Below are 24,052 nucleotides of genomic sequence, written 5' to 3' on the forward strand. Positions count from 1 at the left end.
ACGCGCGGCAAACGCGCGCGAACCCGCGCGGCAAACCCCGGGTCTCATACGGGGCGCAACAGCGGCGGCACATCCCGCCGCCCCTCGCCACGCCGGCCATCTTTACCGCAGAACACACATGAGTATCGTCAATCTCGCCGCGTATCAATTCGCAACCATCGAAGACACCGCCGCCTGGCGCCCGTTCGTCACCGAACGCTGCAATGCGCTCGGCCTGCGCGGCACCATCCTGCTTGCGCCGGAAGGCATCAACCTGTTCATCGCCGGCACGCGCGAGAGCACCGACGCATTCATCGACTACATTCGCCACGACGCGCTGTTCGAAGGCAAGTTCGCGAATCTGCAGTTCAAGGAAAGCCTGTCGGACAAGCAGCCCTTCACGCGCATGCTGGTCAAGCTCAAGCGCGAAATCATCACGATGAAAAAGCCGGCGATCCGCCCCGAGCTCGGCCGCGCACCGTTCGTCGACGCGCCGACGCTGAAGACCTGGCTCGACCGCGGTCACGACGACGAAGGCCGTCCGGTCGTGATGCTCGACACGCGCAACGCGTTCGAAGTCGACGTCGGCACGTTCGACAACGCGCTCGACTATCGGATCACGAAGTTCAGCGAATTCCCCGAGGTAATCGAGAACAACCGTGCCGATCTCCAAGACAAGACGGTGGTGTCGTTCTGCACGGGCGGCATCCGCTGCGAGAAGGCCGCGATCCATATGAAGGAGGTCGGCATCGAGAACGTGTACCAGCTCGAAGGCGGCATCCTCAAATACTTCGAGGAAGTGGGCGGCGCGCATTATCACGGCGACTGCTTCGTGTTCGACTACCGCACCGCGCTGAATCCGCAACTCGAACCGACCGCGACCGCGCAATGCTTCGGCTGCCGCGCGGTGGTCACGCCCGAGCAACAGCAATCGCCGATGTACGTCGCGGGCAAGACCTGTCCGGCGTGCCATCCGGACAGCAAGGCCGCGTGCGCCGCGTAATGACAGCCGGGGGGCTCCGTGACGCGGGCGCCTCGCCTGTCGTCCCCAAACCATGACCTATCGCGGACGCTTCGCGCCGTCGCCGACCGGCCCGCTGCATTTCGGCTCGCTGGTCAGCGCGCTCGCGAGCTGGCTCGACGCGCGCGCGCAGCGCGGCGCGTGGCTCGTGCGCGTCGAAGATATCGACGGACCGCGCACGATGCCGGGTGCCGCCGAGGACATCCTCGCGACCCTCGAACGTTTCGGCATGCGCGCGGACGAAACGCCGGTCTGGCAAAGCCAGCGCATGGCGCGCTATCAGCACGCGCTGGAGCAGTTGAAATCGACCGGTCTCGTCTATCCGTGCGGCTGCACGCGCAAGGAAATCGCCGATTCGCTGCTGCACGCGCACGCGCGCAACACTACACTCGCCTACCCCGGCACCTGCCGCACGGGTCTGCATGGCAAGCCGGCGCGCGCGTGGCGGCTGCGCGTACCCGACGGCGAGCCCGCCGTGATCACGTTCGACGACCGCTGGCAGGGTCCGCAGACGCAAAATCTCGCGACCGAGGTCGGCGATTTCGTGCTGCGCCGCGCGGACGATCAGTGGGCATATCAGCTGGCGGTGGTGGTGGACGATGCGGACGCGGGCATCACGCACATCGTGCGCGGCGCGGATCTGATGGATTCGACGGCGCGGCAGATTTATCTGCAGCGTTGTCTGGGTGTGGCAACGCCCGAGCATCTGCATGTGCCGGTCGTCACCAACGAGCACGGCGAGAAACTGAGCAAGCAGAACGGCGCGACCGCGCTCGATAGCGACAAGCCGCTCGAAGCACTAGGCGCGGCGGCACGGCATCTGGGACTGAAGTTGGGAAGCGAGCCGCCCACGACGCTGGAGCAGTTCTACAGCGCCGCGACCGCGGCCTGGGCAAAACGGATGAACATTCGCGCATCCCGATGATGCGCGCGCGTGAAGCCTGCTGCGTTTTCCGAGACATCGAACCGCGCGGCCCCACCGTTTTTACGCTCGAGGCGTTGCACCCCGAGCTCTGAACCCGACAGCCCGTCTTACGACGACGAAGGCGTCTTCCTCGGCATTCCGAAGCCACCGAGCAACGCTGCCAGTTGCCGCTTCGGCGCCGTCTTTTGCGGCGCGCCGTTCGACGCGGCCGTCTCCTCGATCGTGCGCACCGAAGCCGGCGACGGCTCGTACGGCTTCAGAAAGAAATCGTCGACCGGTTGCGCGCGATGATGATGCGCACGGTCATACGAACCCGACGCCCCGCCCGTGCGACGGCGGCCGCGCTCGTCGCGCGATTCGCTGCGATCGCGGCGCGGCGGACGGTCCTCGTGATGATGGCGCATCGGCGCCTCGACGGTCAGGCGCTGCAAGTCGAGCGGACGCTTGATCAGCTTCTCGATGTCGGCCAGTTGCTTGCGCTCGTTCGGGCTGCACAGCGACAGCGCGTCGCCCGATGCGCCCGCGCGGCCCGTGCGGCCGATCCGGTGCACGTAGTCTTCGGCGTTGAACGGCAGGTCGAAGTTGATCACGGTCGGCAGTTCGACGATGTCGAGACCGCGTGCGGCGACATCCGTCGCGACGAGCGCCTCGACTTCGCCGCGCTTGAACGCATCGAGCGCCTGCATGCGCTCGCTCTGCGTGCGGTCGCCGTGAATCGCGGTCGCGACCACGCCGTCGCGTTCGAGACTGCGCGCGAGCCGGCTCGCGCCGATCTTGCTGTTGCAGAACACGAGCACCTGCTTCAGGCCACGCTCGCGGATCAGCTGCACGACCGCGCCGGTCTTGTCGCCCTCGGCGACTTCGTAGACGATCTGCGTGACATTGGTCGCGGTCGAGTTGCTGCGCGCCACTTCGATGGTCTGCGGGTTGCGCAGATACGTCGCGGCGAGCTTCTTGATTTCGCCCGAGAACGTCGCGGAAAAGAGCAGCGTCTGGCGCTCTTTCGGCAGCAGGTTCAGGATGCGCTGCAGGTCGGGCAGGAAGCCCATATCGAGCATGCGGTCGGCTTCGTCGAGCACGAGCATCTGCACCTGGCCCAGGTTCGCGGTTTTCTGCTGCACGTGATCGAGCAGACGGCCCGGCGTCGCGATCAGGATTTCAACGCCGCGGCGCAGCTGCTCGGACTGCGGATTCATGTCGACGCCACCGAACACGACCGCGCTGCGCAGCGCCGTGTGCTTCGCGTAGGCCTGCACGTTCGCGGCAACCTGGTCGGCCAGTTCGCGGGTCGGCGTGAGGATCAGCGCGCGGACCGGATGGCGTGCCGGCGACGCGCTCGTACTGGCCTGCGGCAGCAGGCGCTGGATGATCGGCAGCGAGAAGCTCGCGGTCTTGCCGGTGCCGGTCTGCGCGGCGCCCATCACGTCACGGCCCGCCAGCACGACCGGGATCGCCTTCGCCTGGATCGGCGTGGGCGACGTGTAGCCCGATTCCTTGATGGCCTTCAGGATGTCGGGCGCGAGGCCGAATTGATCAAAAGTCTCGGTGCTGGGCGTGACGGCTGTGTCGGACATGGTGGCTTTCGCTAAAAAGGCGCGTGGCGCGATGCGCGCGACAGCGGTCGGGACCGCGGAGGGCATCAGGATGAAGGCGGAGCCACGTCGTTCCGCGCGAGACCCGTCTGAGTTCGGATAATGCGGCCGGCTCCGGCTGGCGGAAGCATCCGCCGAAAGCCGAGCATTGTAGCACTTCAGCAAAAACGCTCGTGACGGCTGGCCGGCCGGCGGCTCGCGGCCGTTGCTTCGGTCGCAGCGTAGTGCGCACAGACGACAGTGGCGTGACAGCCGGGCACTTCGGCGGGCGGCGCGCGGCGTTCGTCAGCCGTCCCCGCGCCCGCACCGGCCCCATTGCGAACGGTCGCCCGCCCCCGCTCACGTCAGATCGCCCCTCACCACGTCTCGCGCATCACCATCAGCCGCATCTCGGTCATGTCCTCGATCGCGTAGCGCACGCCCTCGCGCCCGAGCCCCGAATCCTTGACGCCGCCATACGGCATGTTGTCGACGCGGAACGACGGCACGTCGTTGATCACGACGCCGCCCACTTCGAGCGCATCCCACGCGCGATGCGCATGCGCGAGCGAATCGGTGAACACGCCGGCCTGCAGGCCGAAGTCGCTGTCGTTGACCTGCGCGAGCGCCGCCTCGAAATCGTCGAAGCGCTCGAGTATCGCAACCGGTCCGAACGCCTCCTTGCGATACAGATCGGTGTCGCGCTTCACGCCTTCCAGCAGCGTCGCCTCGAACATCGCGCCGTCGACCTTGCCGCCCGCGACGATCTGCGCACCCGCCTGCACCGCCCCCTCCATCCAGCCAGCGAGCCGCTTCGCTTCCGATTCGGAAATCATCGGCCCGACGAAGGTCTTTTCGTTCTTCGGATCGCCCATCACGAGCGACTTCGTCTTCGCGATCAGCTTCTCGCGCAGCGCGTCGTAGACGCTCGTGTGCGCGAGAATCCGCTGCACGCCGATGCAGCTCTGCCCCGACTGATAGAACGCGCCGAACGCGAGCCGGTCGACCACGTAGTCGAGCTTGCCGCCCTGGTCAGCGTCGACGATCGCCGCCGCGTTGCCGCCCAGCTCCAGAATCACCTTCTTCTTGCCGGCTTTGCGCTTCAACTCCCAGCCGACCGCGGGCGACCCGGTGAACGACAGCAGCTTGAAGCGCTCGTCGGTCGTGAACAGGTCGGCGCCGTCGCGATGCGCGGGCAAAATCGAGAACGCGCCCTTCGGCAGATCGGTTTCCGCGAGAATTTCGCCCATGATCAGCGCACCGACCGGTGTGCGGCTCGCCGGTTTCAGCACGAACGGCACGCCGGCCGCGATCGCCGGCGCGACCTTGTGGGCGGTGAGGTTCAACGGAAAATTGAACGGCGAGATGAACGAGCACGGCCCGATCGGCACGCGCTTCACATAGCCGTGATACCCGTTCGCGCGCGGCGAAATCTGCAGATTGATGATCTCGCCGTCGATCCGCACGCTCTCCTCCGCGGCGACCTTGAACGTATCGATCAGGCGCGTGACTTCGCCCTTCGAATCGTTGATCGGCTTGCCCGCCTCGATGCACAGCGCGAGCGCGAGTTCGTCGTAGCGCTCGCGAAAGCGCTTGACGCAATGTTCGAGCACCGCCTGGCGTTTGAACGGCGGGTAGGCGCGCATGGCGGGCATCGCATCGACCGCCAGGCCGATCGCCTTGTCGATCGCGGCCGCGTCGGCCATTGCGACGCGCGTGGCGACTTCGCCGCTGAATTTGTCGGTGACTTCGAGATCGGTGTTGGCGGCCACCGGCTCGTTGGCGAGGTAGTACGGATAGGTTTTCTGCAACATGTCGCGTTCTCCTAGATTCGATGCAGAGGCTCAAAGCCGCGCGGACAGCCGCTTGATCTCGCGATTGAGCACGCGCTCGTTGTCCGAATAGTCGATCGGCACGTCGATCACGTGCACGCCGGGCGTCGCGAAGCACTCGCGCAACAGCGGCGCGAACTGCTCGGCCGCCTCGATCCTATGCCCCTGCGCGCCATAACTCTGCGCATAGGCGACGAAATCCGGGTTCGCAAGCGTCATGCCGTAGTCCGGGAAGTTCATGTTCTCCTGCTTCCAGCGGATCATGCCGAACGCGTCGTCGCGCAGAATCAGGATCACCAGATCGAGCTTCAGCCGCACCGCCGTTTCGAGCTCCTGCGAGTTCATCATGAAGCCGCCGTCGCCGCACACGGCAATCACCTTGCGCTCCGGATGCACGATCTTGCTCGCGATCGCCGACGGCAGCCCCGCGCCCATCGACGCCAACGCGTTGTCGAGCAGCAGCGAATTCGGCTCGTGCGCGCGGTAGTAGCGCGCGAACCAGATCTTGTACATGCCGTTATCCAGACACACGATGCCGTCGACCGGCGTGGTCTCGTACACGTCGTTGACGATCCGCACCGGGTACATCGGGAAGCGATCGTCGTGCTGGCCCTTCACCAGATGCGCCTCGAAGTGCTCCTTGATCTCCTTGAAGCGCGTGAAGTCCCAATGCTCCTGACGCGTCTTCAGGCTTTCCTTGAGTTGCCACACCGCGTTGGCGATATCGCCGACCACTTCGATCTGCGGGAAATACACCGGATCGACTTCGGCGCCGAGGAAGTTCACGTGGATCACGGTCTTCTCGCCCGCTTCGCCGCTGCGCATGAAAAACGGCGGCTTTTCGATCACGTCGTGACCGACGTTGATGATGCAGTCGGCGAGCTCGATCGCGCGGTGCACGAAATCGCCGTCGGAGAGCGTCGCGTTGCCGAGCCACATCGGATGCGATTCGTCGATCACGCCCTTGCCCATCTGCGTGGTGAAAAACGGAATGCCGATCTGGTCGACGAACTCGCGCAGCATCTTCGTGGTGGTTTTGCGGTTGCCGCCCGCGCCGATCATCAGCAGCGGATGCTTCGCGGCGGTGATCGCCTCGACCGCGCGCGCGACCGCCTTCTCCTCGGCGACCGGGCGGCGGCTGTAGCTCTTCGGAATCGGCTTGCCATCGCCCTCCTCGTGCGCAACGTCCTCGGGCAATTCGAGGTGCGTGGCGCCCGGGCGTTCCTCCTCGGCGCGGCGCACCGCCTCGCGCACCATCGCCGGAATATTGCCGATCGACACGATCTGCCGTGTGTACTTGGTGAGCGGCTCCATCATCCGCACCACGTCGACGATCTGGAAGTGCCCCTGCTTGCTCGACTTGATCGGCTTCTGGCCCGTGACCATCAGCATCGGCATCCCGCCCAGCTGCGCGTAGGCGGCCGCGGTCACGAAGTTGGTCGCGCCGGGGCCGAGCGTCGCCAGACATACTCCCGTGCGGCCGGTGAGCCGCCCGTAGGTGGCGGCCATGAAGCCGGCCGCCTGCTCGTGGCGCGTGAGGATCAGACGGATTTTCGAGCGGCGCAGCGACTCCAGCAGATCGAGATTTTCTTCACCGGGGATGCCAAACACATACTCGACACCTTCGGCTTCCAGCGATTTGACGAACAGGTCCGATGCTTTCATTGAGGGTCTCGCTTGATGACTCGGGGAACGGACAATCGAAGACGACAACGACGGCTGCGCGCGAAACACCGCTCCGCGCGCGCGGCATGGCAAACGGCATGGCGAACGCCATGCCGGACAGCTTACTACTCGAACGGAAACGATGCGCGCGAGCGCACGAGGCGGCGCGGGGGACAGGAAGCCAGGCGCGAGAAGAAGCAGGCGGCGGTAGGGGATGAAGCCGCCGCATGCGGTGCACGTGTCCGCCGATCAGCAAATCAGCGAATCACGGTCACGCAGTCGGAGAGAATCGGCGGCGCGTTCTCGCCGCTCGTCAGGTCGTACAGGTTGGCGCGCGGACCCTTGGTCCACCACGTATAGCTGCCGGCCTGGTACTTCGCACCGGACGCCGAGATCGTGTTGACGAACAGCATCGACGCGCCTTTCACCGGCAGCACGGCGAAGCTCTGGCCGTTCTGCGCGTTCCAGTAGGTGACTTGCAGGATCTTGCCGGTGGCGCAGGTGTATTTGCGCGTCTGATGGTTCTTGCCCTCGAAGTGCTTGAACTGCAATGGCGCGGCAGATGCGCCGCCGGAAGATGCCGCCAGCCAGGCCACCGTCCATGCTGCCGCCGTGAGGATCGCAACACGCCATGTCTTCATCGAACACCTCGATTGTTGCGGGGGTCAGGCAGGGAAGGCAACACCGGCAGCGACGCCGGTCACGGCCGAGTCACGGCCGAGTCACAGGCAGCTCATGGGCGATTCACGGACAGCTCGACGACGCTTCAAGGATCGATCACGCCGGCACACGCATCGGTCGGCGCAGCGGCGACGTGGCCGACCACCGGCACGATCTTCAGTCCCGCCGAAGCGATCCGGCACGGCGCGGCCGCGAGCCCGCAGCCGCTGATGCCGGCGCACAGCGCGAACGCCACGCCGAGTGCGCCGACCCGGCGAAGCGCGCCGCGCCATGGATTGCTGCGAGATTCAAGCGCCATACGATCCTCTACTCCGATCTCTTTGCTTCGATAAGCCGGAAACGAATGCGGTGGGCTCTTTCGTGTGCGTCCCGCACACTTTTGCGCCGCGCCTCGCCGCCTGCCCGTTACTTCGCCGACACCGGCCGCACCGCGGCCGCCGCCTGCCTGGCACGCGAGCGCGCTTCCCCGATGTTCTCGCCGGTCGCGAGCGCGACGCCCATGCGACGTTTGACGAAGCTTTCCGGCTTTCCGAACAGGCGCAGATCCGCATTGGGCACCGCAAGTGCGGCCGCGACGCCTTCGAACGCGATGCCGGCCTCGTCGCGACCACCGTAGATCACCGCCGACGCGCCCGCCGCACGCAACGACGTATCGACCGGCAGGCCGAGGATCGCGCGCGCATGCAGTTCGAACTCCGAGAAGCGCTGCGAGCACAGCGTGACGAGCCCCGTGTCGTGCGGACGCGGGCTGACTTCCGAAAACCATACGTCGTCGCCGCGCACGAAAAGTTCCACGCCAAACAGGCCGCGGCCGCCGAGCGCCGCCGTCACCTTGTGCGCGATCTCGCGCGAACGCTCGAGCGCGAGCGGGTTCATCGGCTGCGGCTGCCACGATTCGACATAGTCGCCCGCGACCTGCACGTGGCCGATCGGATCGCAGAAATACGTGCCGACCGCGCCGCTCGCCGGGTCGATCGCGCGCACGGTGAGCTGCGTGATTTCGTATTCGAAGTCGATGAAACCCTCGACGATCACGCGCCCGAAATTCACGCGGCCGCCCGCCATCGCGTACTGCCAGGCGGGTTCGACGTCGGCGTCGCTGCGCAGCACCGACTGCCCCTTGCCCGACGACGACATCACCGGTTTCACGACGCACGGATAGCCGACCTTCGCGATGCCCGCGCGCAGCTCGTCGAGCGAATCGGCGAATGCGTACGGCGAGGTCGGTAGACCAAGCTCCTCCGCAGCGAGGCGGCGGATGCCTTCGCGGTTCATCGTCAGTTGGGTGGCACGCGCGGTCGGGATCACCTCGGCGAGCGCCTCGGTTTCGATCGCGGCGAGTTCGTCGGTGGCGATCGCCTCGATTTCGGGGACGATCAGATGCGGGCGCTCCTGCTCGACCAGCGCGCGCAGCGCGGCGCGGTCGGTCATGTCGATCACATGCGCGCGATGCGCGACCTGATGGCCCGGCGCGTTCGGGTAACGGTCGACGGCGATCACTTCGACGCCCAGCCGTTGCAGCGCGATGATCACTTCCTTGCCGAGCTCGCCGGCGCCGAGCAGCATCACGCGCGTCGCGGATTCAGAAAGGGGCGTGCCGATCCGTTGGCCGATCTGCATGGGAACTCCAGATAAAAGTCGGGATGAGGGTGGGATTGGATAGACCGCGATGTTAACATGCGGGCCCCTTGCCGCGCGGCGCTCAGGGTGCGCTTTCGGTGCGCTCGCGAGGCCGTGGCGGTCGAGCGGAACCGTGCTGCCGCGTCGACGTTCGCAGCCGCGATCACGTCACCGCGAGCATCGCTCGCGCACGACAAGCTTAGTACGTTACCCTTACGCCTTCGCCAGTTTGAACAGGAACGACGCCATGCTCATCCGCTCCCGCCCGCGACCTCTTGCGCGCATCATTCCGTGCCTGCGCACGGCCGTCGCCGCGTTGAGCATCGCCGCGCTGCTCGGTGCGTGCGCGATCCCGAAGCATCCGGACTCGTCGGCGCCGCCGCCCGATCCGTTCAATCCCGCCGCCGCGCAACTGCTCGACGACACCAGCTGGGTGCTGAGCTCGTGGAAGAACGCCGACGGCACGGCGCGCGCGGTGCCGTCGGAGGATCAGAAACCGCTCACGCTGACGTTGTCGACCGAAGGCGGCCGGCGTCACGCGAGCGGCTTTTCCGGCTGCAACCGCTTCATGGGTTCGTACATGCTGAAGGACGGCAAGCTGAGCTTCGGTTCCCTCGCCGGCACACGCATGGCGTGCGTCTCGCCGGGCGGCGACATCGAGAAGCCGTTCCTCGATGCGCTCGAGCGCATCGATCGCACCGGCGTGCAGATGCGAGCGCCGCAGCAGATGCAGCTGATCCTCGACAACGGCGACACCCTGATGTTCGATCGCAGCGACAAGTGATGCGAGTTTGCGCCGCGTTCGGGATTCGCGCCGGCCTTCGAAGCCGCGCGCTGCGCCGTTTAAACTCGACGGATTGCGCTTCTCGCGCGCTCCGTCATTCGTAGATGTCTGGTATGCACACGGTAGTTTTCGGCTGGTTCGGCGGGTCGGCCGTCTGGTTCATTCCTCTTTTGTGGCGCCTCGTGAAGTCGATGCTGCCGGGCGGCGCGGGTCTGCGCGGCCCCGGCACGATCCGGCTGTGGCTCGGCTTCGTCTGCGTGCTGATCGCGAGTTGCACACTCGAGGGCTCGCTGATCGGCATCGCCGGCATCAATGGTTTCGGTCATGCGCTCGCCGCGGGGCTTGGACATGTGCTCGGCCATGTCGGCACGCCGCTCGCGGCGCTCGCGCTGCTCGTGATCAGCCTGCCGTGGCTCGTCGACTTCCGCTGGAGCGACGTCGCCGTTTGGGCCGACGGCGCGTTCGGCCTCGGTCTGTCGCGGGGACTCGCGAAGCGCGACGAGGATGCGCGCCGCCACCGCAGCGTCGACGACGGCGCGCCGTCGCATGTGTCGCCTGCTACCAACACGATGGCGCCGCGCAATAGCAAGGGTCGCTACGCGCGGCCGACGGTGTGGCGTCCGCCCGCGAGCGGGCGCGGCGCGGGCTCCGCCGCTGCTGCCGGCACCGCGGCGGCTGGCATCGCGGGTAGCAAGGACGCTTCCGCCCGTGGCGCCGGCGCAAGCTGGCGAGCCGATGCGGCCGCCGACGCGGCGCGCGGGCCGGTCAAGCAGACCGAGCCGGTGTTACGCACGGGGTCGAGCGCGTCGCCGCGCCCGGCAACGTCGACGGCAACGCAGGCGCTGCATGCGGACAAGGCTGCGGACAGATCCGCCGCACCATTCGTGCCGACCGAGCCGGTCGCGCCGGCCGGCTGGCTGCGCACCACGGAGCTGCGCGCGGCGACGGCGGCGGCATCGCTGGGTGCGGCGGGTGCATCGGCCGCATCGGGCATGTCGGCTCGTGATGGTGCTGCGCAGGTCGGGCGGCGCTCGGTCGGAGATCAGCGTGCGGCCGCGTCGTTCGGCTCCAGTGCCGCGTTGGCGGCGACGGCCGCCAACGCGGCCGGCGTGTCGGCGCGAGCGGCACAGGCAATGGCGGCCCGCGCCGCCGCCTCGGGCGCCGGTATCGGCATCACAGCGGGATCGATGAATGCCGCGGGCCGCGCAAGCCGCCCGTCGTCGCTGTCACGTCCGGCCGACGGCAGCGCGCCGCTCAATCGCGGCGCGAGCCCGCGTCAACCGTTCCCGGCCGCTTCGCGCGCCAACGGCGCGACCTCGCCGTCGACCGTGCGCCGGCCTACACCGAACTTCACGCGAACGATGACGAACGCGTCGACGGTCGCGCCGCCCGCGAGCGTCGAGGAAACGCTGCGCAGCATCGCGGAAAACGCCGCGCGCTGGACCGACATGGCCGGCGTGAGCCTGGCGCGCAGCCGTGGCGCCGATAGCGCGAAGATTGACGATGAGCGTGCGTCGACGACGTTCGATGTGCCACCGGCGCAGCGGGACGTGCTACCTGTCGAAAACGGCGAGACGGTTGCGGCGCCGCAGGCGCAGAGCGTGGAGAGTTCGGCGCGGATGGTGTCGCCGGCGCAGTCGCAGCAAGAAACCGCACCAGTCGAGTTGCCGGCCGAGCGTGCGGTGGCCGAGTCCGAGACGTCGGTCGAGGGCGGCAACGAAGCGGTTGCGCAATGGCCGACCGAACCGCCCGTCATTCATGCGCCGCTTACGGCTGCGCCGCAGACGACGACTGCAATCGAGTCGGTGGCCGACGTGGCTGCTGCGGCTGTCGAATCCGCGGTTGTCGAGCCATCGGCATCCGCTGTGGCTGAGTCTGCCGCCACCGAACCCGCCGCAAGCGCGCCGCAACATGAGTCGCCGACGGCGACGCCATTCGAGCGCTTCGCAGCCAGCCTACGGGACGATGCTTCGCAAGAAGACGCACCGGCGGTCCAAAACGATTCGACGCAGACAGCAACAAACACCAGCGTCCCGGCATCGCAGAGGGAGGAATCCGCGCGAACCGTCGAACCGGCCACCGCCGACACCGCGACGCCTCCGCAAGCGCTGGCTCCGGCAGCCGAAATCGTCATCGACAAGATGCTCGTGCCTTGGGAGAGCAAGCTCGGCCCCGCCGCGGCTCAACGCGCGGCCGCGTCAGCGGACTCGCCGCAGACGGAGGCCGCCGCGCCGTCGAGCGCAAGCGTGCCGCCGTGGTCCGGCGCGACAGTCTCGGAACTCGCGAGCGAAAGTGCGCAGTCAGGTGAGCCCGCGACGTCGCACGCCCCTGCCCTGCCCGCTGTGAACGAGCCCGCGAACACCCCCGCAAACGACTCGCCGTCGTCGACTTCGACGAGTGCGGCGAACCTCGCTATGCCGGCAATCGCACCGGCCGTCGTCTCGAACGTAGTCCGTTTCCCGGGCTTCGCCGCGCCGGCGACCAGCATCGAGCCTTCGGTCGGCGCAAGCGCAACGCCTGTCGCGAACACGCCGGCCGCCGAACCGTCGCCCGCTCCGTCGCCCGCTCCGTCGTCCGCTCCGTCGTCCGCTCCGTCGTCTTTACCCGCGCTAACACCGCAACCGCAGGCCCAATCCGCCGACCAACCCACTACCGAGCCCGCCGGCCGCCCGCCGCTGCTCGGCCACGCGCCGGTCAACGGCTTCGAGTTCCACGCGCCGGCCGCATCGATGGTCGAACTGCCGAAGCTCGATCTGCTCGCCCCCGCCGATGCCGACATCGAACCGATCCCGGATGAAAAGCTCCGCGAAACCGGCCTGCTGATCGAGCAGCGCCTGCAGGAATTCAAGGTGCCGGTGATGGTGGTCGGCGCATCGGCGGGTCCGGTCATCACACGCTTCGAAGTCGAACCGGCGCTCGGCGTGCGCGGCAGCCAGATCGTCGGTCTGATGAAGGACCTGTCGCGCGGTCTCGGTCTCACGTCGATCCGCGTGGTCGAAACGATTCCGGGCAAGACCTGCATGGGCCTCGAACTGCCGAACGCGAAGCGCCAAACGATCCGCCTCTCGGAAATTCTCGAGGCGAGCGTCTACCAGAACTCGCACTCGCGACTCACGCTTGCGATGGGCAAGGACATCACCGGCCATCCAGTCGTCGCCGATCTCGCGAAGGCGCCGCACATGCTGGTGGCCGGCACGACCGGCTCGGGCAAATCGGTCGCGATCAACGCGATGATCTGCTCGCTGCTGTTCAAGGCGACGCCAGAGGAAGTGCGCCTGATCATGATCGACCCGAAGATGCTCGAACTTTCGGTTTACGAAGGGATTCCGCATCTGCTCGCGCCGGTCGTCACCGACATGAAGCTCGCGGCCAATGCGCTGAACTGGTGCGTCGGCGAAATGGAAAAGCGCTACCGGCTGATGTCGGCCGTCGGCGTGCGCAATCTCGCCGGCTTCAACCAGAAGATCCGCGACACCGAGGCGAAGGGCAAGAAGCTCGGCAACCCGTTCTCGCTGACGCCCGATGCGCCCGAGCCGCTGGCGCCGCTGCCGCTGATCGTCGTCGTCATCGACGAGCTCGCCGACCTGATGATGGTCGCCGGCAAGAAGATCGAGGAGCTGATCGCGCGGCTCGCGCAGAAGGCGCGGGCGGCCGGCATCCACCTGATCCTCGCGACGCAGCGGCCGTCCGTCGACGTCATCACCGGTCTCATCAAGGCGAACATTCCGACGCGCGTCGCGTTCCAGGTGTCGTCGAAGATCGACTCGCGCACGATTCTCGACCAGATGGGCGCCGAGTCGCTGCTCGGCCAGGGCGACATGCTGTTCCTGCCGCCGGGCACCGGCTACCCGCAGCGCGTGCACGGCGCGTTCGTCGCCGACGAGGAAGTGCATGCGATCGTCGAATATCTGAAGCAGTTCGGCGAGCCACAATACGAGGAAGGCATTCTCGACGGCCCGGCCGGCGATGGCGGCGCGGCCCAGGACCTGTTCGGCGAAGCGCCGGATGCGGAAGCCGATCCGCTGTACGACGAAGCGGTCGCGTTCGTCGTACGCACGCGGCGCGCGTCGATCTCGTCAGTGCAGCGGCAGTTGCGCATCGGCTATAACCGCGCGGCGCGGCTCGTCGAGCAGATGGAGACGGCCGGCCTCGTGTCGGCGATGAGCATCAACGGCAGCCGCGAAGTGCTGGCGCCGGGGCCGGCGGAATGAGCGCCCGGTGAATCGCTAACCGGGTCGGCGATGATCCGGAAGAAAAAACGGACAGCCTCACGATGTGAGCTGTCCGTTTTTCATTTACCCGCGCGTGCCGCGCATCACGACGGTGATACCAGCTTGAAGTCGACCGGCGAGCCGAGGTCGAAATGCTGCTTCGGATTCGGATCGAGCAGCCCCGTCTGCGGATCGCGCTTGAACACATAGACCGTGTCGCTCAGCTGATTGCCGACGATCAGCCAGTTGCCGGTCGGATCGATGGTGAACTCGCGCGGCGATTTGCCGAGGCTCGACTGCCGGCCGATCTGCTTCAGGTGTCCAGTGGCGGGATCGACCGAGAAGATCACGATCTCGTTCGCGTCGCCGCGATTGGACGCATACACGAAGCGTCCGTCCGGCGACATATGGATCGCCGCGGCGCCCACCTTCCCCTTGAAGTCAGGCTCGCTCAATGGCAGTGTCTGCACGAGCTTCAGCCTGCCGTCGTGGTAGTCGAACGTGCTGACGGTCGCCGCGAGTTCGCTCGTCAGATACGCGTGCTTGCCGTCCGCGCCAAAGATCAGATGGCGCGGACCCGTGCCGGCCTTCTGCTGCGTGTAGCCCCAGTCCGTCGCGATGAATGGACCCGCGCCGGCGCTGCTCTGCGGCGCGTAGCGGTACGAGTACAGCTTGTCGGCGCCGAGGTCCTGCGCGAACAGATAGCGGCCGTCAGGCGAGAACACGGTCGAATGCACGTGCGAGTTGTCCTGCCGCCCTTTCACCGGACCGCCGCCCTCGTGATGCACGGTCTGCACCGAGGTGCCGACCCGGCCGTTCGCCTGCAGCGGAAACACCGCGAAACTGCCGCCCGGATCGGGCGCGACCGAATAGTTCGCGCTCAGCAGATACTTGCCGTCCGCCGAGATGCTCAGATAGCACGGATCATTGCCGTCCGACGACACCTTGTTCAGAAACGTCAGCTGCCCGCGCGCGGCATCGAAGCCGAACGCGCTGATGCCGCCGCGCTGCGTGGCCGGGCCGTTGTCACCGGGCAGTTCGTTGACCGAATAGACGAAGCGGCGGTCGCGGCTCACGACCAGAAACGACGGATTGACCGTCTGCGCGACCGACACTTCGGTCGCCGCGCCCGTCTTCGTATCGAAGCGAAAGACGTAGATGCCCTCGCTCTTGCCGCTGGTGTAAGTACCGACCAGCATCGTATAGACGCCGTCCGCGGGGACCGGGCCAGAATCTTGCGCATACGCGTGCGAAGCAACAATCGAAACCATGAGCGCGAAACCTCTTATTATCGAACGGGCGGCCCGCAACGGCACTGGCCGCGTTGCGCGCCGGGCGGTGCTTTCCGCCGTGCAATCCGCTGCAGATGGAGCGGCGCGGTCTGCGCCACGCGGACGGGAACCCTGAAATGCAACACTGGCAAGAACAGAAGTAAAAACGGAAGTCGGAACTGGGCGCACGGCAACACGCCCGACGGCACGGCGACTGTGAAGCATGAGACCTCCTCGACATCGGTTGTCTGGTACGGGCTCGCGTATGAGCCGGGGTACGAGCGGTTGTAACGGTGTCTGGTCTGCCGCGCCGCGAATCGAGCGTCGTTCCACGTTGTTGTTGTCGAAGTCAGTATAAGAGCGTCAGGTCGGATCATGCAGTGAATCCACCGCTGCGGCACGGTCTGCGCCAGCGGCTTGGGTCCCGCGCGGCGGGACGTTTTTCAATCGTTTTCTCAATCGCGCATCACGCGTCTCAACCACGGAGTCTCCATGAACGTCACTCTCAGCCTGGGCCCGCTCGTTTCGTTGATCGCAGGCATCCTGATCCTGATCATGCCGCGCCTGTTGAACTACATCGTCGCGCTTTACCTGATCATCATCGGCGTCATCGGGATCTTCGGGGTGGGCTCGTCGCATCTGTGAGCGACAGGCGCCGCGACGCCGGGCGTGAGATTTGCGTCCGGTATCGAGGTGGTTTCGCACGAAGGGAAGGTTCGCTGGGTGCCAGCGCCACTCGCCCATGTGAGAGCGCGGCATATGTCACGCCGTGACATATGCGGAAGCGGGCATCGCGCGCAAGATGGACGCGCGCGACCGCCCGCGCCACGCGAACGATCGACCTGACGCGACGCGGCGTGACGATACGGATAGGAAACGCGAAGGCGCGGTACGAAGGGATGCGGCGAATGGCCGGCGCGGATACGCCAGGAACCTGCGCTACGAACGCTCGGCCCTACCGCTCAACCGTTCGCCAGCTGTTCGAGCCGCAGGCGCCCCTGCAACGACAGCGCGCCGACCGCATAATGATCGGCATCCTGCTGATAGCGCCGGAAGCAGGCCCGCTCGACCAGGAAGGAGGCGGCAGCCAGCATGCCGTTGCGGCTCAGGCCGAGCCGGCCATGATCGAGTGGCAACATGGAGTCGCCGGCAAGCTGGCTGGCGGCCGAGAGAATCGTGATGCAATCGGATTTCGAAGGGTTCAGCATGGCTTTCGTCCTCGGAAACGGCGTCTGCAACCGCCATGAGCAAGGCCGATTCGCAGTCCGGCAGGTCGCCGGACATCGGCATGAAATTTGATTGTATGCGTGGATTTGACAATTTTCCAACCCGCGTTTTGCCGCACTGTGCGGTGAACCAAACACTGCCGATCGTGGTCCGGTAATAACACCCACTCGAAGCGCGGCTGCTGTCGCCGTCCGTAATAACGACTCGTTTTCCGACACGCTTTCCATGCCTGCACACATCGAAGACTACGCACTCATCGGCGATGGCCATACCGCCGCGCTCATCTCCCGCGAGGGTTCCGTCGACTGGCTCTGCTGGCCGCGCTTCGACTCGGGCGCCTGCTTCGCCGCGCTGCTCGGCTCGCCCGACAACGGCCGTTGGCTGCTCGCCCCCGCTACCGACGGCGAGCACGGCGCGCCGACCATCACGCGGCGCTATCGCGGCGAAACGCTGATCCTCGAAACCGACTTCGAAACGCCCGACGGCGCCGTCACGCTGATCGATTTCATGCCGCCCGGCAACGGCTGGTCGGAGCTGATCCGCATCGTCGTCGGCAAGCGCGGCACCGTGCGCATGAAGATGGAACTCGTGCTGCGCTTCGACTACGGCTTCTCGATTCCGTGGGTCGACAAGCTCAAGCACGACAGCGGCATCAAGGCGATCGTCGGCCCCGACAACGCGGTGCTGCGCACGCCGGTCGAACTGCATGGCGAAGACATGAAGACCGTCGCGGAATTCACGGTAACCGAGGGCGAGCGCGTGCCGTTCTCGCTCGCGTACGCGGCGTCGCATCTGCGCATTCCGCCCGCGCGCGATCCGCACACGTCGCTCGCGCGCACCGAGAACCACTGGCTCGAATGGGCGGCGCGCGGCACCGTCGAAGGACGTTGGGCCGGGCCGATCCGCCGCTCGCTGATCACGCTGCGCGCGCTCGCCTACGAGCCGACCGGCGGCATCGTCGCGGCGCCCACCACGTCGCTGCCCGAGCGGCTCGGCGGCACGCGCAACTGGGACTACCGCTACTGCTGGCTGCGCGACGCGACCATCACGCTGCTCGCGATGATGCGCGGCGGCTACTACGACGAAGCGCGCGCCTGGCGCAGCTGGCTCGGCCGCGTGATGGCGGGCGCGCCGGACCAGTTGCAGATCATGTACGGCATCGGCGGCGAGCGGCGCCTGCCCGAATCCGAAATCGACTGGCTGCCCGGCTACGAGGGCGCGAAACCGGTGCGCATCGGCAACAATGCGGTCGGGCAGCGTCAGCTCGACGTCTACGGCGAGGTGATGAACGCGCTGCATCTGGCGCGCGTCGGCGGCCTGCAGGCGGACGTCACCGCGTGGAGCGTGCAGCGCGCGATGCTCGAGCACCTGAGCACGATCTGGCGCGAACCCGACGAAGGCATCTGGGAGACGCGCGGCGGCCCCGAGCATTTCACGTTCTCGAAGGTGATGGCGTGGGTCGCGTTCGACCGCGCGATCCGCTCGGCCGAAATGTTCAAGCTCGACGGCCCCCTCGACGAATGGCGCGCGATGCGTGACACGATCCACGCCGAGGTCTGCGAGAAGGCGTGGAATCCGCAGCTCAACGCGTTCTCGCAGTACTACGGCAGCGATCGGCTCGACGCGAGCGTGCTTCTGATGCCGCTGGTCGCCTTCCTGCCGCCGCACGATCCGCGCATCAAGGGCACAGTCGAGGCGATCGAGCGGGACCTGATGCACGGCGGCTTCGTGCTGCGCTACCGCACCACGGAATACGACGACGGCTTGCCACCGGGGGAAGGCACCTTTCTTGCGTGTTCGTTCTGGATGGTGGATAACCTTGCGCTGCAGGGACGCGTGCAGGAAGCAATCGAGATGTACGAGCGGCTGCTCGCGCTGTGCAACGACGTCGGCCTGCTGTCCGAGGAGTACGACCCGGTCGATAAACGTCTCGTCGGCAATTTTCCGCAGGCGTTCTCCCACGTGGCGCTCGTGCACACCGGACTGAACCTGATGAAGCACGAGCAGGAGATGGCGCAGGCGACCGGCCATCCGGCGCATAACGGCATCCGCGCGATGGAGCTTGAGGATCAGGCAAGCCCTGATAGCGGCGGAGCAGCATCGCCATTAGCATGACGCAGTGACAATTTGCGTACACTGAATGCGAATATTGTTGCATTGCACAAATTTGCCTTGTTCGATATTATCGATCTGACTGTCGGCCGACAATAATGTGCCTACAACCACAATGGCCCGCCGCAACGCCTCACGCGTGTTTGCGAAGCCCCATGCGAACCGCTTAAAACGGAGCAAACATGCTCTATCAATTTCATGAATTCCAGCGGGCGATGTTGAGCCCCCTCACCGCCTGGGCTCAGGCCGCATCGAAATCATTTGCGAATCCGGCCAGTCCGCTAGCCTATGTGCCGGGCGCCACGCGCCTTTCCGCCGGCTACGAACTGCTTTACCGGCTCGGCAAGGACTACGAAAAGCCCGAGTTCAATATTCACCAGATTGTCAAAGACGGCCATAACATTCCGATCGTCGAGCAGACGTTCATCGAAAAACCGTTCTGCCGTCTGATGCGCTTCAAGCGCTTCGCGGACGACAGCGAGGCTGTCAGCCAACTGAAAGACGAACCGGTCGTGCTCGTCTGCGCACCGTTGTCAGGACACCACGCCACACTGCTACGCGATACCGTGCGCACGTTGCTGCAAGACCACAAGGTCTACATCACCGACTGGCTCGACGCGCGCATGGTGCCGCTAGAAGCCGGCTGGTTCGGTCTGAACGACTACATCGCGTATATCCAGGAATTCATTCGCCATATCGGCGCGAAGAATCTGCACGTGATCTCGGTGTGCCAGCCGACCGTGCCGGTGCTCGCCGCCATTTCGCTGATGGCGAGCCGCGGCGAGGACACGCCGCGCACGATGACGATGATGGGCGGCCCGATCGACGCACGAAAGAGCCCGACCTCGGTCAATTCGCTGGCCACGCAGCACTCGTACGAGTGGTTCGAGAACAACGTGATCTTCACGGTGCCGCCGAACTATCCCGGCGCGGGCCGCAAGGTCTATCCCGGCTTCCTGCAGCACACCGGTTTCGTCGCGATGAATCCGGAGCGTCACGCGGCGTCGCACTGGGATTTCTACCAGAGCCTGCTGCGCGGCGACGAGGACGACGCCGAAGCGCACCGCCGGTTCTACGACGAGTACAACGCGGTGCTCGACATGGATGCCGATTATTACCTCGACACGATCCGCGTCGTGTTCCAGGAGTTCCGTCTTGCCGAGGGCACGTGGGTCGTCAACGGCGAACCGGTGCGGCCGCAGGACATCACGACGACCGCGCTGTTTACGATCGAAGGTGAACTCGACGACATTTCGGGCGACGGCCAGACTTACGCGGCGCACGACTTGTGCAGCGGCATTCCGGCGAAGAACAAGCGTCACTTCACTGCGGAGAAATGCGGCCACTACGGCATTTTCTCGGGCCGCCGCTGGCGCACGATCATTTACCCGCAATTGCGCGACTTCATTCTCGAGCACAACAAGGCAGCAAAAACGGCGAAAGAAAAAGTCGAAGCCTGAGCATCAAACTTGCACTAGCATATAAAAAGCCAACGGTCCCGTTCGAGGCCGTTGGCTTTTTTATCGCGCTTTGTTCGTGATACTGATTTTTTGCCGCGGCCATGATCACCGCGGCACTGCCCGTTACTTTCTCAACAAATACGCGAGCAGCAGTTCGGTATTCATCTGAATCACCTCGCTGCGTTCGGCGGCGCTGCTGAAATCGCGGCCGAGCGTCGCCTCGAGCGTGAAACGGTTCGACACGATGTAGTAGCCCATGCCCGAGAGCGTCACGTAAAAGCGCAGCGGGTCGATGTTCGTGCGAAACAGCCCCGCGCGCTGCCCACGTTCGAGAATGCCGCCGAGCGTGGCGACGATCGGCGAAATCATTTCGCGTATGCGCGTGGACTTCTGCATATAGCGTGCTTCATGCAGATTCTCGTTGTTGATGAGCCTCAACAACTCGGGATGATCGCGGTAGTAGTCCCACACGAAATGCGCGAGACGCGTAACCGCCTCGACCGGCGCGATTCCGTTGAGTTCGAGCGTGCGTTCCGCTTCGTTGAGCGCGCTGAACGCGTGCTCGAGTACCGCAGTGAATAGCTGCTCCTTGCTACCGAAGTAGTAGTAGAGCATTCGTTCATTGGTTTCCGCGCGGCGAGCGATCTGATCGACTCGCGCGCCGAACAGCCCTCCATTTGCAAACTCTTCCGCCGCCGCGAGCAAGATGCGGCGCCTCGTGCCTTCAGGATCTCTTTTGATTTTCGGCTGATTCATGGTGGCATCGTCTTCGTGAGCCGCGTTCTCCGGATCGCGCCGCCGGCCTCTCCTCGAGCCTTTTTGTGGCGGCGTTTAGCGGGCGCGTCGTGGTTGGGAAACACACCCTTTTCTGCGGTCTTTCGAATGAAGCGCTTCGATTATGGCACATGGATTGCGAATGGCAATCCGGGAAATCGGCGATAATGTGCTATTTAGTTCAGGTCGTGCGATCGCACGGCAAACCCCCGCGCCGCAACCGTGACAGACGTCAAAACACTCGCGGATCGCATCGAAGATCTGCTGCCCCAAACGCAATGCACGAAGTGCGGTTATCCCGCATGCCGTCCGTATGCCGAAGCCGTCGCCAATGGCGAGGCGAACTATAACCAGTGCCCGCCCGGCGGCGCCGAGGGCATCGCGCGCCTCGCCGCGCTGCTCGGCAAACCGGTGATTCCGCTCAATTCGGCCAATGGCGTCGAACGTCCGCGTCCGTTGGCGGTTATCGACGAACAGGTGTGCATCGGGTGCACGCTGTGCATGCAGGCCTGTCCGGTCGACGCGATAGTTGGCGCACCGAAACAGATGCACACCGTGGTCGCCGAGCTATGCACCGGCTGCGACCTGTGCGTGCCGCCCTGCCCGGTCGACTGCATCACGATGCTCCCCGTGACCGGCGAGGCCACCGGCTGGGATGCATGGAGCCAAAGCCACGCGGACGCGGCGCGGGCGCGTCATAACCGCCACGAGACCCGTCTCGCGCGCGAGCGCGACGCCGCCGAAGCGCGCGCTGCGGCGCGGCGAGCCGCAAGCGCGCCGCCGGCTGCGCCGGACGCGGTTGCGGCAAGCGGCGCGACAGTGCCGTCCGAGGCTCCCGCCGCCCCGATTGCGGACGACGCGGAAGCGAAGAAACGCGCGATCATCCAGGCCGCGCTCGAACGCGCGCGCAAGAAGAAGGAAGACTTGGCCGCGAAAGGCGAGGGACCGCTGAACACCGAGAACGTCAGCGCCGACGTGCAGGCACAGATCGACGCCGCCGAAGCGCGCCGCCGCCGTCTCGGTCTTGCCAGCGGTGGCGACACGCCCGGCTCGGAGCAGCAGTCCGACGAGTCAAACGAGTCCAATCCGCCGTCCAACTCGCCGCCAACCACGCGCTGACCATGCCGACGCAACCCGGCCCACTCACACGGACCCGCTCCGCATGAACGCGAACAAACGCCGCGCGATCTACGAAACGCTTCAGAGCCTCAATCCGCATCCAACCACCGAGCTCGAGTACACGACGCCGTTCGAACTGCTGATCGCGGTGCTGTTGTCGGCGCAGGCGACCGACGTGTCGGTCAACAAGGCGATGCGCAGGATGTTTCCGGTCGCGAACACGCCGCAGAAGGTGTTCGACCTCGGCGAGGAAGGTGTCGCGAGCTATATCAGGACGATCGGTCTATATCGCACGAAGGCGAAGAACGTGATCGCGACCTGCCGCATTCTGCTCGACCGGTATGGCGGCGAGGTGCCCGAGGATCGCGAGGCACTCGAGGGGCTGCCCGGTGTCGGCCGCAAAACGGCCAACGTGATCCTGAACACCGCATTCGGCCATCCGACCATCGCGGTCGACACGCACATTTTCCGCGTCGCCAACCGCACCGGCCTCGCGCCCGGCAAGGACGTGCGCGCGGTCGAAGCGGCACTCGAAAAATTCACGCCCGCCGAATTCAGGCAGGATGCGCACCACTGGCTGATCCTGCATGGACGCTACGTGTGCAAGGCGCGCCGCCCCGAATGCTGGCATTGCGCGATCGAGCCGCTGTGCGAGTTCCGGCCGAAGACCCCGCCACCCGATCTATAAGGCCGGCCCAGTTCGAGACCCGAGGCCGTGCAGCGCGCCTGCAGCCCACGCGGCCGCCGCGTAAAATAGTGTCTTACGGCGCAGCGCGCACTGCGGACCCGCACCGTCGCGCTCCGCGCCTCCACTCCCACGCACCGGTTCCACGATGTTCAATCCCAGCCGCGACGAAGTTCGCCTCTTTTTCACCGACACCTGGCGCAAACAGCGCCAGGGCGAGATTTTGACGCCGCTCGAGGCGATCGCCGCCGACTGGATCGTCGAGCATCCCGAATATCACGCCGATCTCGCCGACGGTCTCGCCGCCCAGGCGCAGGACTATTCGCCGGAGCGCGGCCAGACCAATCCGTTCCTGCACCTGTCGATGCACCTGGCGATCTCCGAGCAGTTGTCGATCGATCAGCCGCCCGGCATTCGAGCCGCGCATGAGCGGCTCGCCGCGCGCCTCGGCTCGACGCACGAGGCGCAGCACGCGATCATGGACTGCCTCGGCGAAACCATCTGGGAAGCGCAGCGCACCGGCACGCCGCCGGACACGGACGCGTATCTGCAGCGCATCGAACGGCGCGCGACGCGCGACTGAGGCGACTGGAAACTCCGGCGCGGCACGACGCCAGCACGCCGAGGTACGACGCCCTCAAAGCAAAACACCCCGCCAAGGCGGGGTGTTTTGCTTTTGAAGCTTCGGCGCGAAACCGGCGCCCGACGCTTACTTCTTCTGCACGAGGTCGCCTGGCAGCGATTCGATGTAAGCGGCGATGTCCTTCATGTCGCCTAGCGACAGGCTCTGCACCTGTGCCTGCATGATCGCGTTGTTGCGGCCGAGGTTTGGATTGCCAGTACCCATCTGGTACTGACGCAGCGCCCAGTAGACATAGTCGGCGTACTGACCGGCCAGCTTCGGATACTCCGGGCTCACCGGCTTGTTCAGGTTGGGGCCGTGGCAGGCCGCGCAGTTGTGGCTGTCGGCGAGCACCTTACCCTTGCCGGCGTCGGCCGCGTGGGCTGCGTTCGCCGCGGCCAGACCGATGACCGCCGCCGCGCCGACCGCCTTGAATACCGTGTGGAGTGCCTGTTGGGGCTTGATCATGAAATCTCCTATCCCGCGAATTGGA

Annotated in this window: 20 protein-coding genes; 10 read left to right on the top strand and 10 right to left on the bottom strand. The window is 65.8% G+C overall.

Annotated features, from left to right (window positions below; translation table 11 throughout):
- Window positions 1-118: 118 nt before the first annotated feature.
- Both OKW30_RS13470 and gluQRS read left to right on the top strand, forming a co-directional pair.
- Entirely contained in the window at window positions 119-982 is an 864-nt protein-coding gene (locus OKW30_RS13470) for a sulfurtransferase (protein WP_184059422.1), read from the top strand.
- A 52-nt stretch (window positions 983-1,034) separates the two neighbouring features.
- Window positions 1,035-1,925, top strand: coding sequence for a tRNA glutamyl-Q(34) synthetase GluQRS (gene gluQRS / locus OKW30_RS13475; protein ID WP_429346904.1), 891 nt, complete (start codon window positions 1,035-1,037; stop codon window positions 1,923-1,925).
- 107 nt (window positions 1,926-2,032) lie between these two features.
- On the opposite strand, the gene OKW30_RS13480 is transcribed toward gluQRS, so the two are convergent.
- The 6 genes from OKW30_RS13480 to purT all read right to left on the bottom strand — a co-directional run bounded on the left by OKW30_RS13480 (window position 2,033) and on the right by purT (window position 9,294).
- Window positions 2,033-3,499, bottom strand: a complete 1,467-nt coding sequence (locus OKW30_RS13480; RefSeq protein WP_429346905.1) for a DEAD/DEAH box helicase — start codon at window positions 3,497-3,499, stop codon at window positions 2,033-2,035.
- A gap of 374 nt (window positions 3,500-3,873) precedes the next feature.
- Entirely contained in the window at window positions 3,874-5,310 is a 1,437-nt protein-coding gene (locus OKW30_RS13485) for an aldehyde dehydrogenase family protein (protein WP_184021588.1), read from the bottom strand.
- Between the two features lie 30 nt (window positions 5,311-5,340).
- Window positions 5,341-6,993, bottom strand: a complete 1,653-nt coding sequence (locus OKW30_RS13490) for an acetolactate synthase large subunit (RefSeq protein ID WP_184065666.1) — start codon at window positions 6,991-6,993, stop codon at window positions 5,341-5,343.
- A 257-nt stretch (window positions 6,994-7,250) separates the two neighbouring features.
- Window positions 7,251-7,634 (bottom strand): MliC family protein, encoded by a 384-nt coding sequence (locus OKW30_RS13495; RefSeq protein WP_184065663.1) that lies wholly within the window; start codon window positions 7,632-7,634, stop codon window positions 7,251-7,253.
- Window positions 7,635-7,759: 125 nt separating this feature from the next.
- Window positions 7,760-7,972, bottom strand: a complete 213-nt coding sequence (locus tag OKW30_RS13500) for a DUF6726 family protein (RefSeq protein ID WP_090803657.1) — start codon at window positions 7,970-7,972, stop codon at window positions 7,760-7,762.
- Between the two features lie 107 nt (window positions 7,973-8,079).
- A complete protein-coding gene (gene purT / locus OKW30_RS13505) occupies window positions 8,080-9,294 on the bottom strand; it encodes a formate-dependent phosphoribosylglycinamide formyltransferase (protein WP_184065660.1) in 1,215 nt (404 codons plus the stop codon).
- Window positions 9,295-9,541: 247 nt separating this feature from the next.
- Between purT and OKW30_RS13510 the strand changes: the two genes are divergently transcribed.
- Together OKW30_RS13510 and OKW30_RS13515 are read left to right on the top strand one after the other, a co-directional pair.
- The gene (locus OKW30_RS13510; protein ID WP_184065657.1) at window positions 9,542-10,078 is read left to right on the top strand and encodes an META domain-containing protein; all 537 of its coding nucleotides are present in this window, start codon (window positions 9,542-9,544) and stop codon (window positions 10,076-10,078) included.
- 113 nt (window positions 10,079-10,191) lie between these two features.
- Window positions 10,192-14,289 (top strand): DNA translocase FtsK, encoded by a 4,098-nt coding sequence (locus tag OKW30_RS13515; RefSeq protein WP_429346906.1) that lies wholly within the window; start codon window positions 10,192-10,194, stop codon window positions 14,287-14,289.
- A gap of 104 nt (window positions 14,290-14,393) precedes the next feature.
- Here the strand turns inward: OKW30_RS13515 and OKW30_RS13520 are convergent, their stop codons facing one another.
- Complete coding sequence (locus tag OKW30_RS13520; RefSeq protein ID WP_260336413.1) at window positions 14,394-15,785, bottom strand: lactonase family protein; 1,392 nt, start codon at window positions 15,783-15,785, stop codon at window positions 14,394-14,396.
- Window positions 15,786-16,052: 267 nt separating this feature from the next.
- On the opposite strand from OKW30_RS13520, the gene OKW30_RS13525 reads away from it, so the two are divergent.
- Complete coding sequence (locus tag OKW30_RS13525) at window positions 16,053-16,205, top strand: DUF3096 domain-containing protein (RefSeq protein WP_075296265.1); 153 nt, start codon at window positions 16,053-16,055, stop codon at window positions 16,203-16,205.
- A gap of 317 nt (window positions 16,206-16,522) precedes the next feature.
- Here OKW30_RS13525 and OKW30_RS13530 read toward each other — a convergent pair whose 3' ends face one another.
- On the bottom strand, window positions 16,523-16,768 hold the full coding sequence (locus tag OKW30_RS13530) for a hypothetical protein (protein ID WP_090803648.1): 246 nt from the start codon (window positions 16,766-16,768) through the stop codon (window positions 16,523-16,525).
- Between the two features lie 244 nt (window positions 16,769-17,012).
- Between OKW30_RS13530 and OKW30_RS13535 the strand changes: the two genes are divergently transcribed.
- Window positions 17,013-18,902 carry a glycoside hydrolase family 15 protein gene (locus tag OKW30_RS13535; protein ID WP_429294838.1) on the top strand — a complete coding sequence of 630 codons (1,890 nt, stop codon included), beginning with the start codon at window positions 17,013-17,015 and terminating at the stop codon, window positions 18,900-18,902.
- Between the two features lie 179 nt (window positions 18,903-19,081).
- Window positions 19,082-20,359 carry a polyhydroxyalkanoate depolymerase gene (locus OKW30_RS13540; protein WP_090803645.1) on the top strand — a complete coding sequence of 426 codons (1,278 nt, stop codon included), beginning with the start codon at window positions 19,082-19,084 and terminating at the stop codon, window positions 20,357-20,359.
- Window positions 20,360-20,482: 123 nt separating this feature from the next.
- Here the strand turns inward: OKW30_RS13540 and OKW30_RS13545 are convergent, their stop codons facing one another.
- On the bottom strand, window positions 20,483-21,115 hold the full coding sequence (locus OKW30_RS13545) for a TetR family transcriptional regulator (protein ID WP_013088849.1): 633 nt from the start codon (window positions 21,113-21,115) through the stop codon (window positions 20,483-20,485).
- 240 nt (window positions 21,116-21,355) lie between these two features.
- Here OKW30_RS13545 and rsxB point away from each other — a divergent pair, with 240 nt between their 5' ends.
- From rsxB to OKW30_RS13560, 3 genes are all read left to right on the top strand, one after another.
- Window positions 21,356-22,252 carry an electron transport complex subunit RsxB gene (rsxB, locus tag OKW30_RS13550; RefSeq protein ID WP_429346907.1) on the top strand — a complete coding sequence of 299 codons (897 nt, stop codon included), beginning with the start codon at window positions 21,356-21,358 and terminating at the stop codon, window positions 22,250-22,252.
- 43 nt (window positions 22,253-22,295) lie between these two features.
- On the top strand, window positions 22,296-22,940 hold the full coding sequence (gene nth / locus OKW30_RS13555; RefSeq protein WP_184021540.1) for an endonuclease III: 645 nt from the start codon (window positions 22,296-22,298) through the stop codon (window positions 22,938-22,940).
- 145 nt (window positions 22,941-23,085) lie between these two features.
- Window positions 23,086-23,520, top strand: coding sequence for a DUF1841 family protein (locus OKW30_RS13560; RefSeq protein ID WP_184065643.1), 435 nt, complete (start codon window positions 23,086-23,088; stop codon window positions 23,518-23,520).
- Window positions 23,521-23,646: 126 nt separating this feature from the next.
- Here the strand turns inward: OKW30_RS13560 and OKW30_RS13565 are convergent, their stop codons facing one another.
- Complete coding sequence (locus OKW30_RS13565; protein ID WP_184065640.1) at window positions 23,647-24,027, bottom strand: c-type cytochrome; 381 nt, start codon at window positions 24,025-24,027, stop codon at window positions 23,647-23,649.
- Window positions 24,028-24,052 lie beyond the last annotated feature (25 nt).

The organism is Paraburkholderia sp. Clong3, from assembly GCF_050436485.1.
Taxonomy (GTDB): Bacteria; Pseudomonadota; Gammaproteobacteria; order Burkholderiales; family Burkholderiaceae; genus Paraburkholderia; species Paraburkholderia tuberum.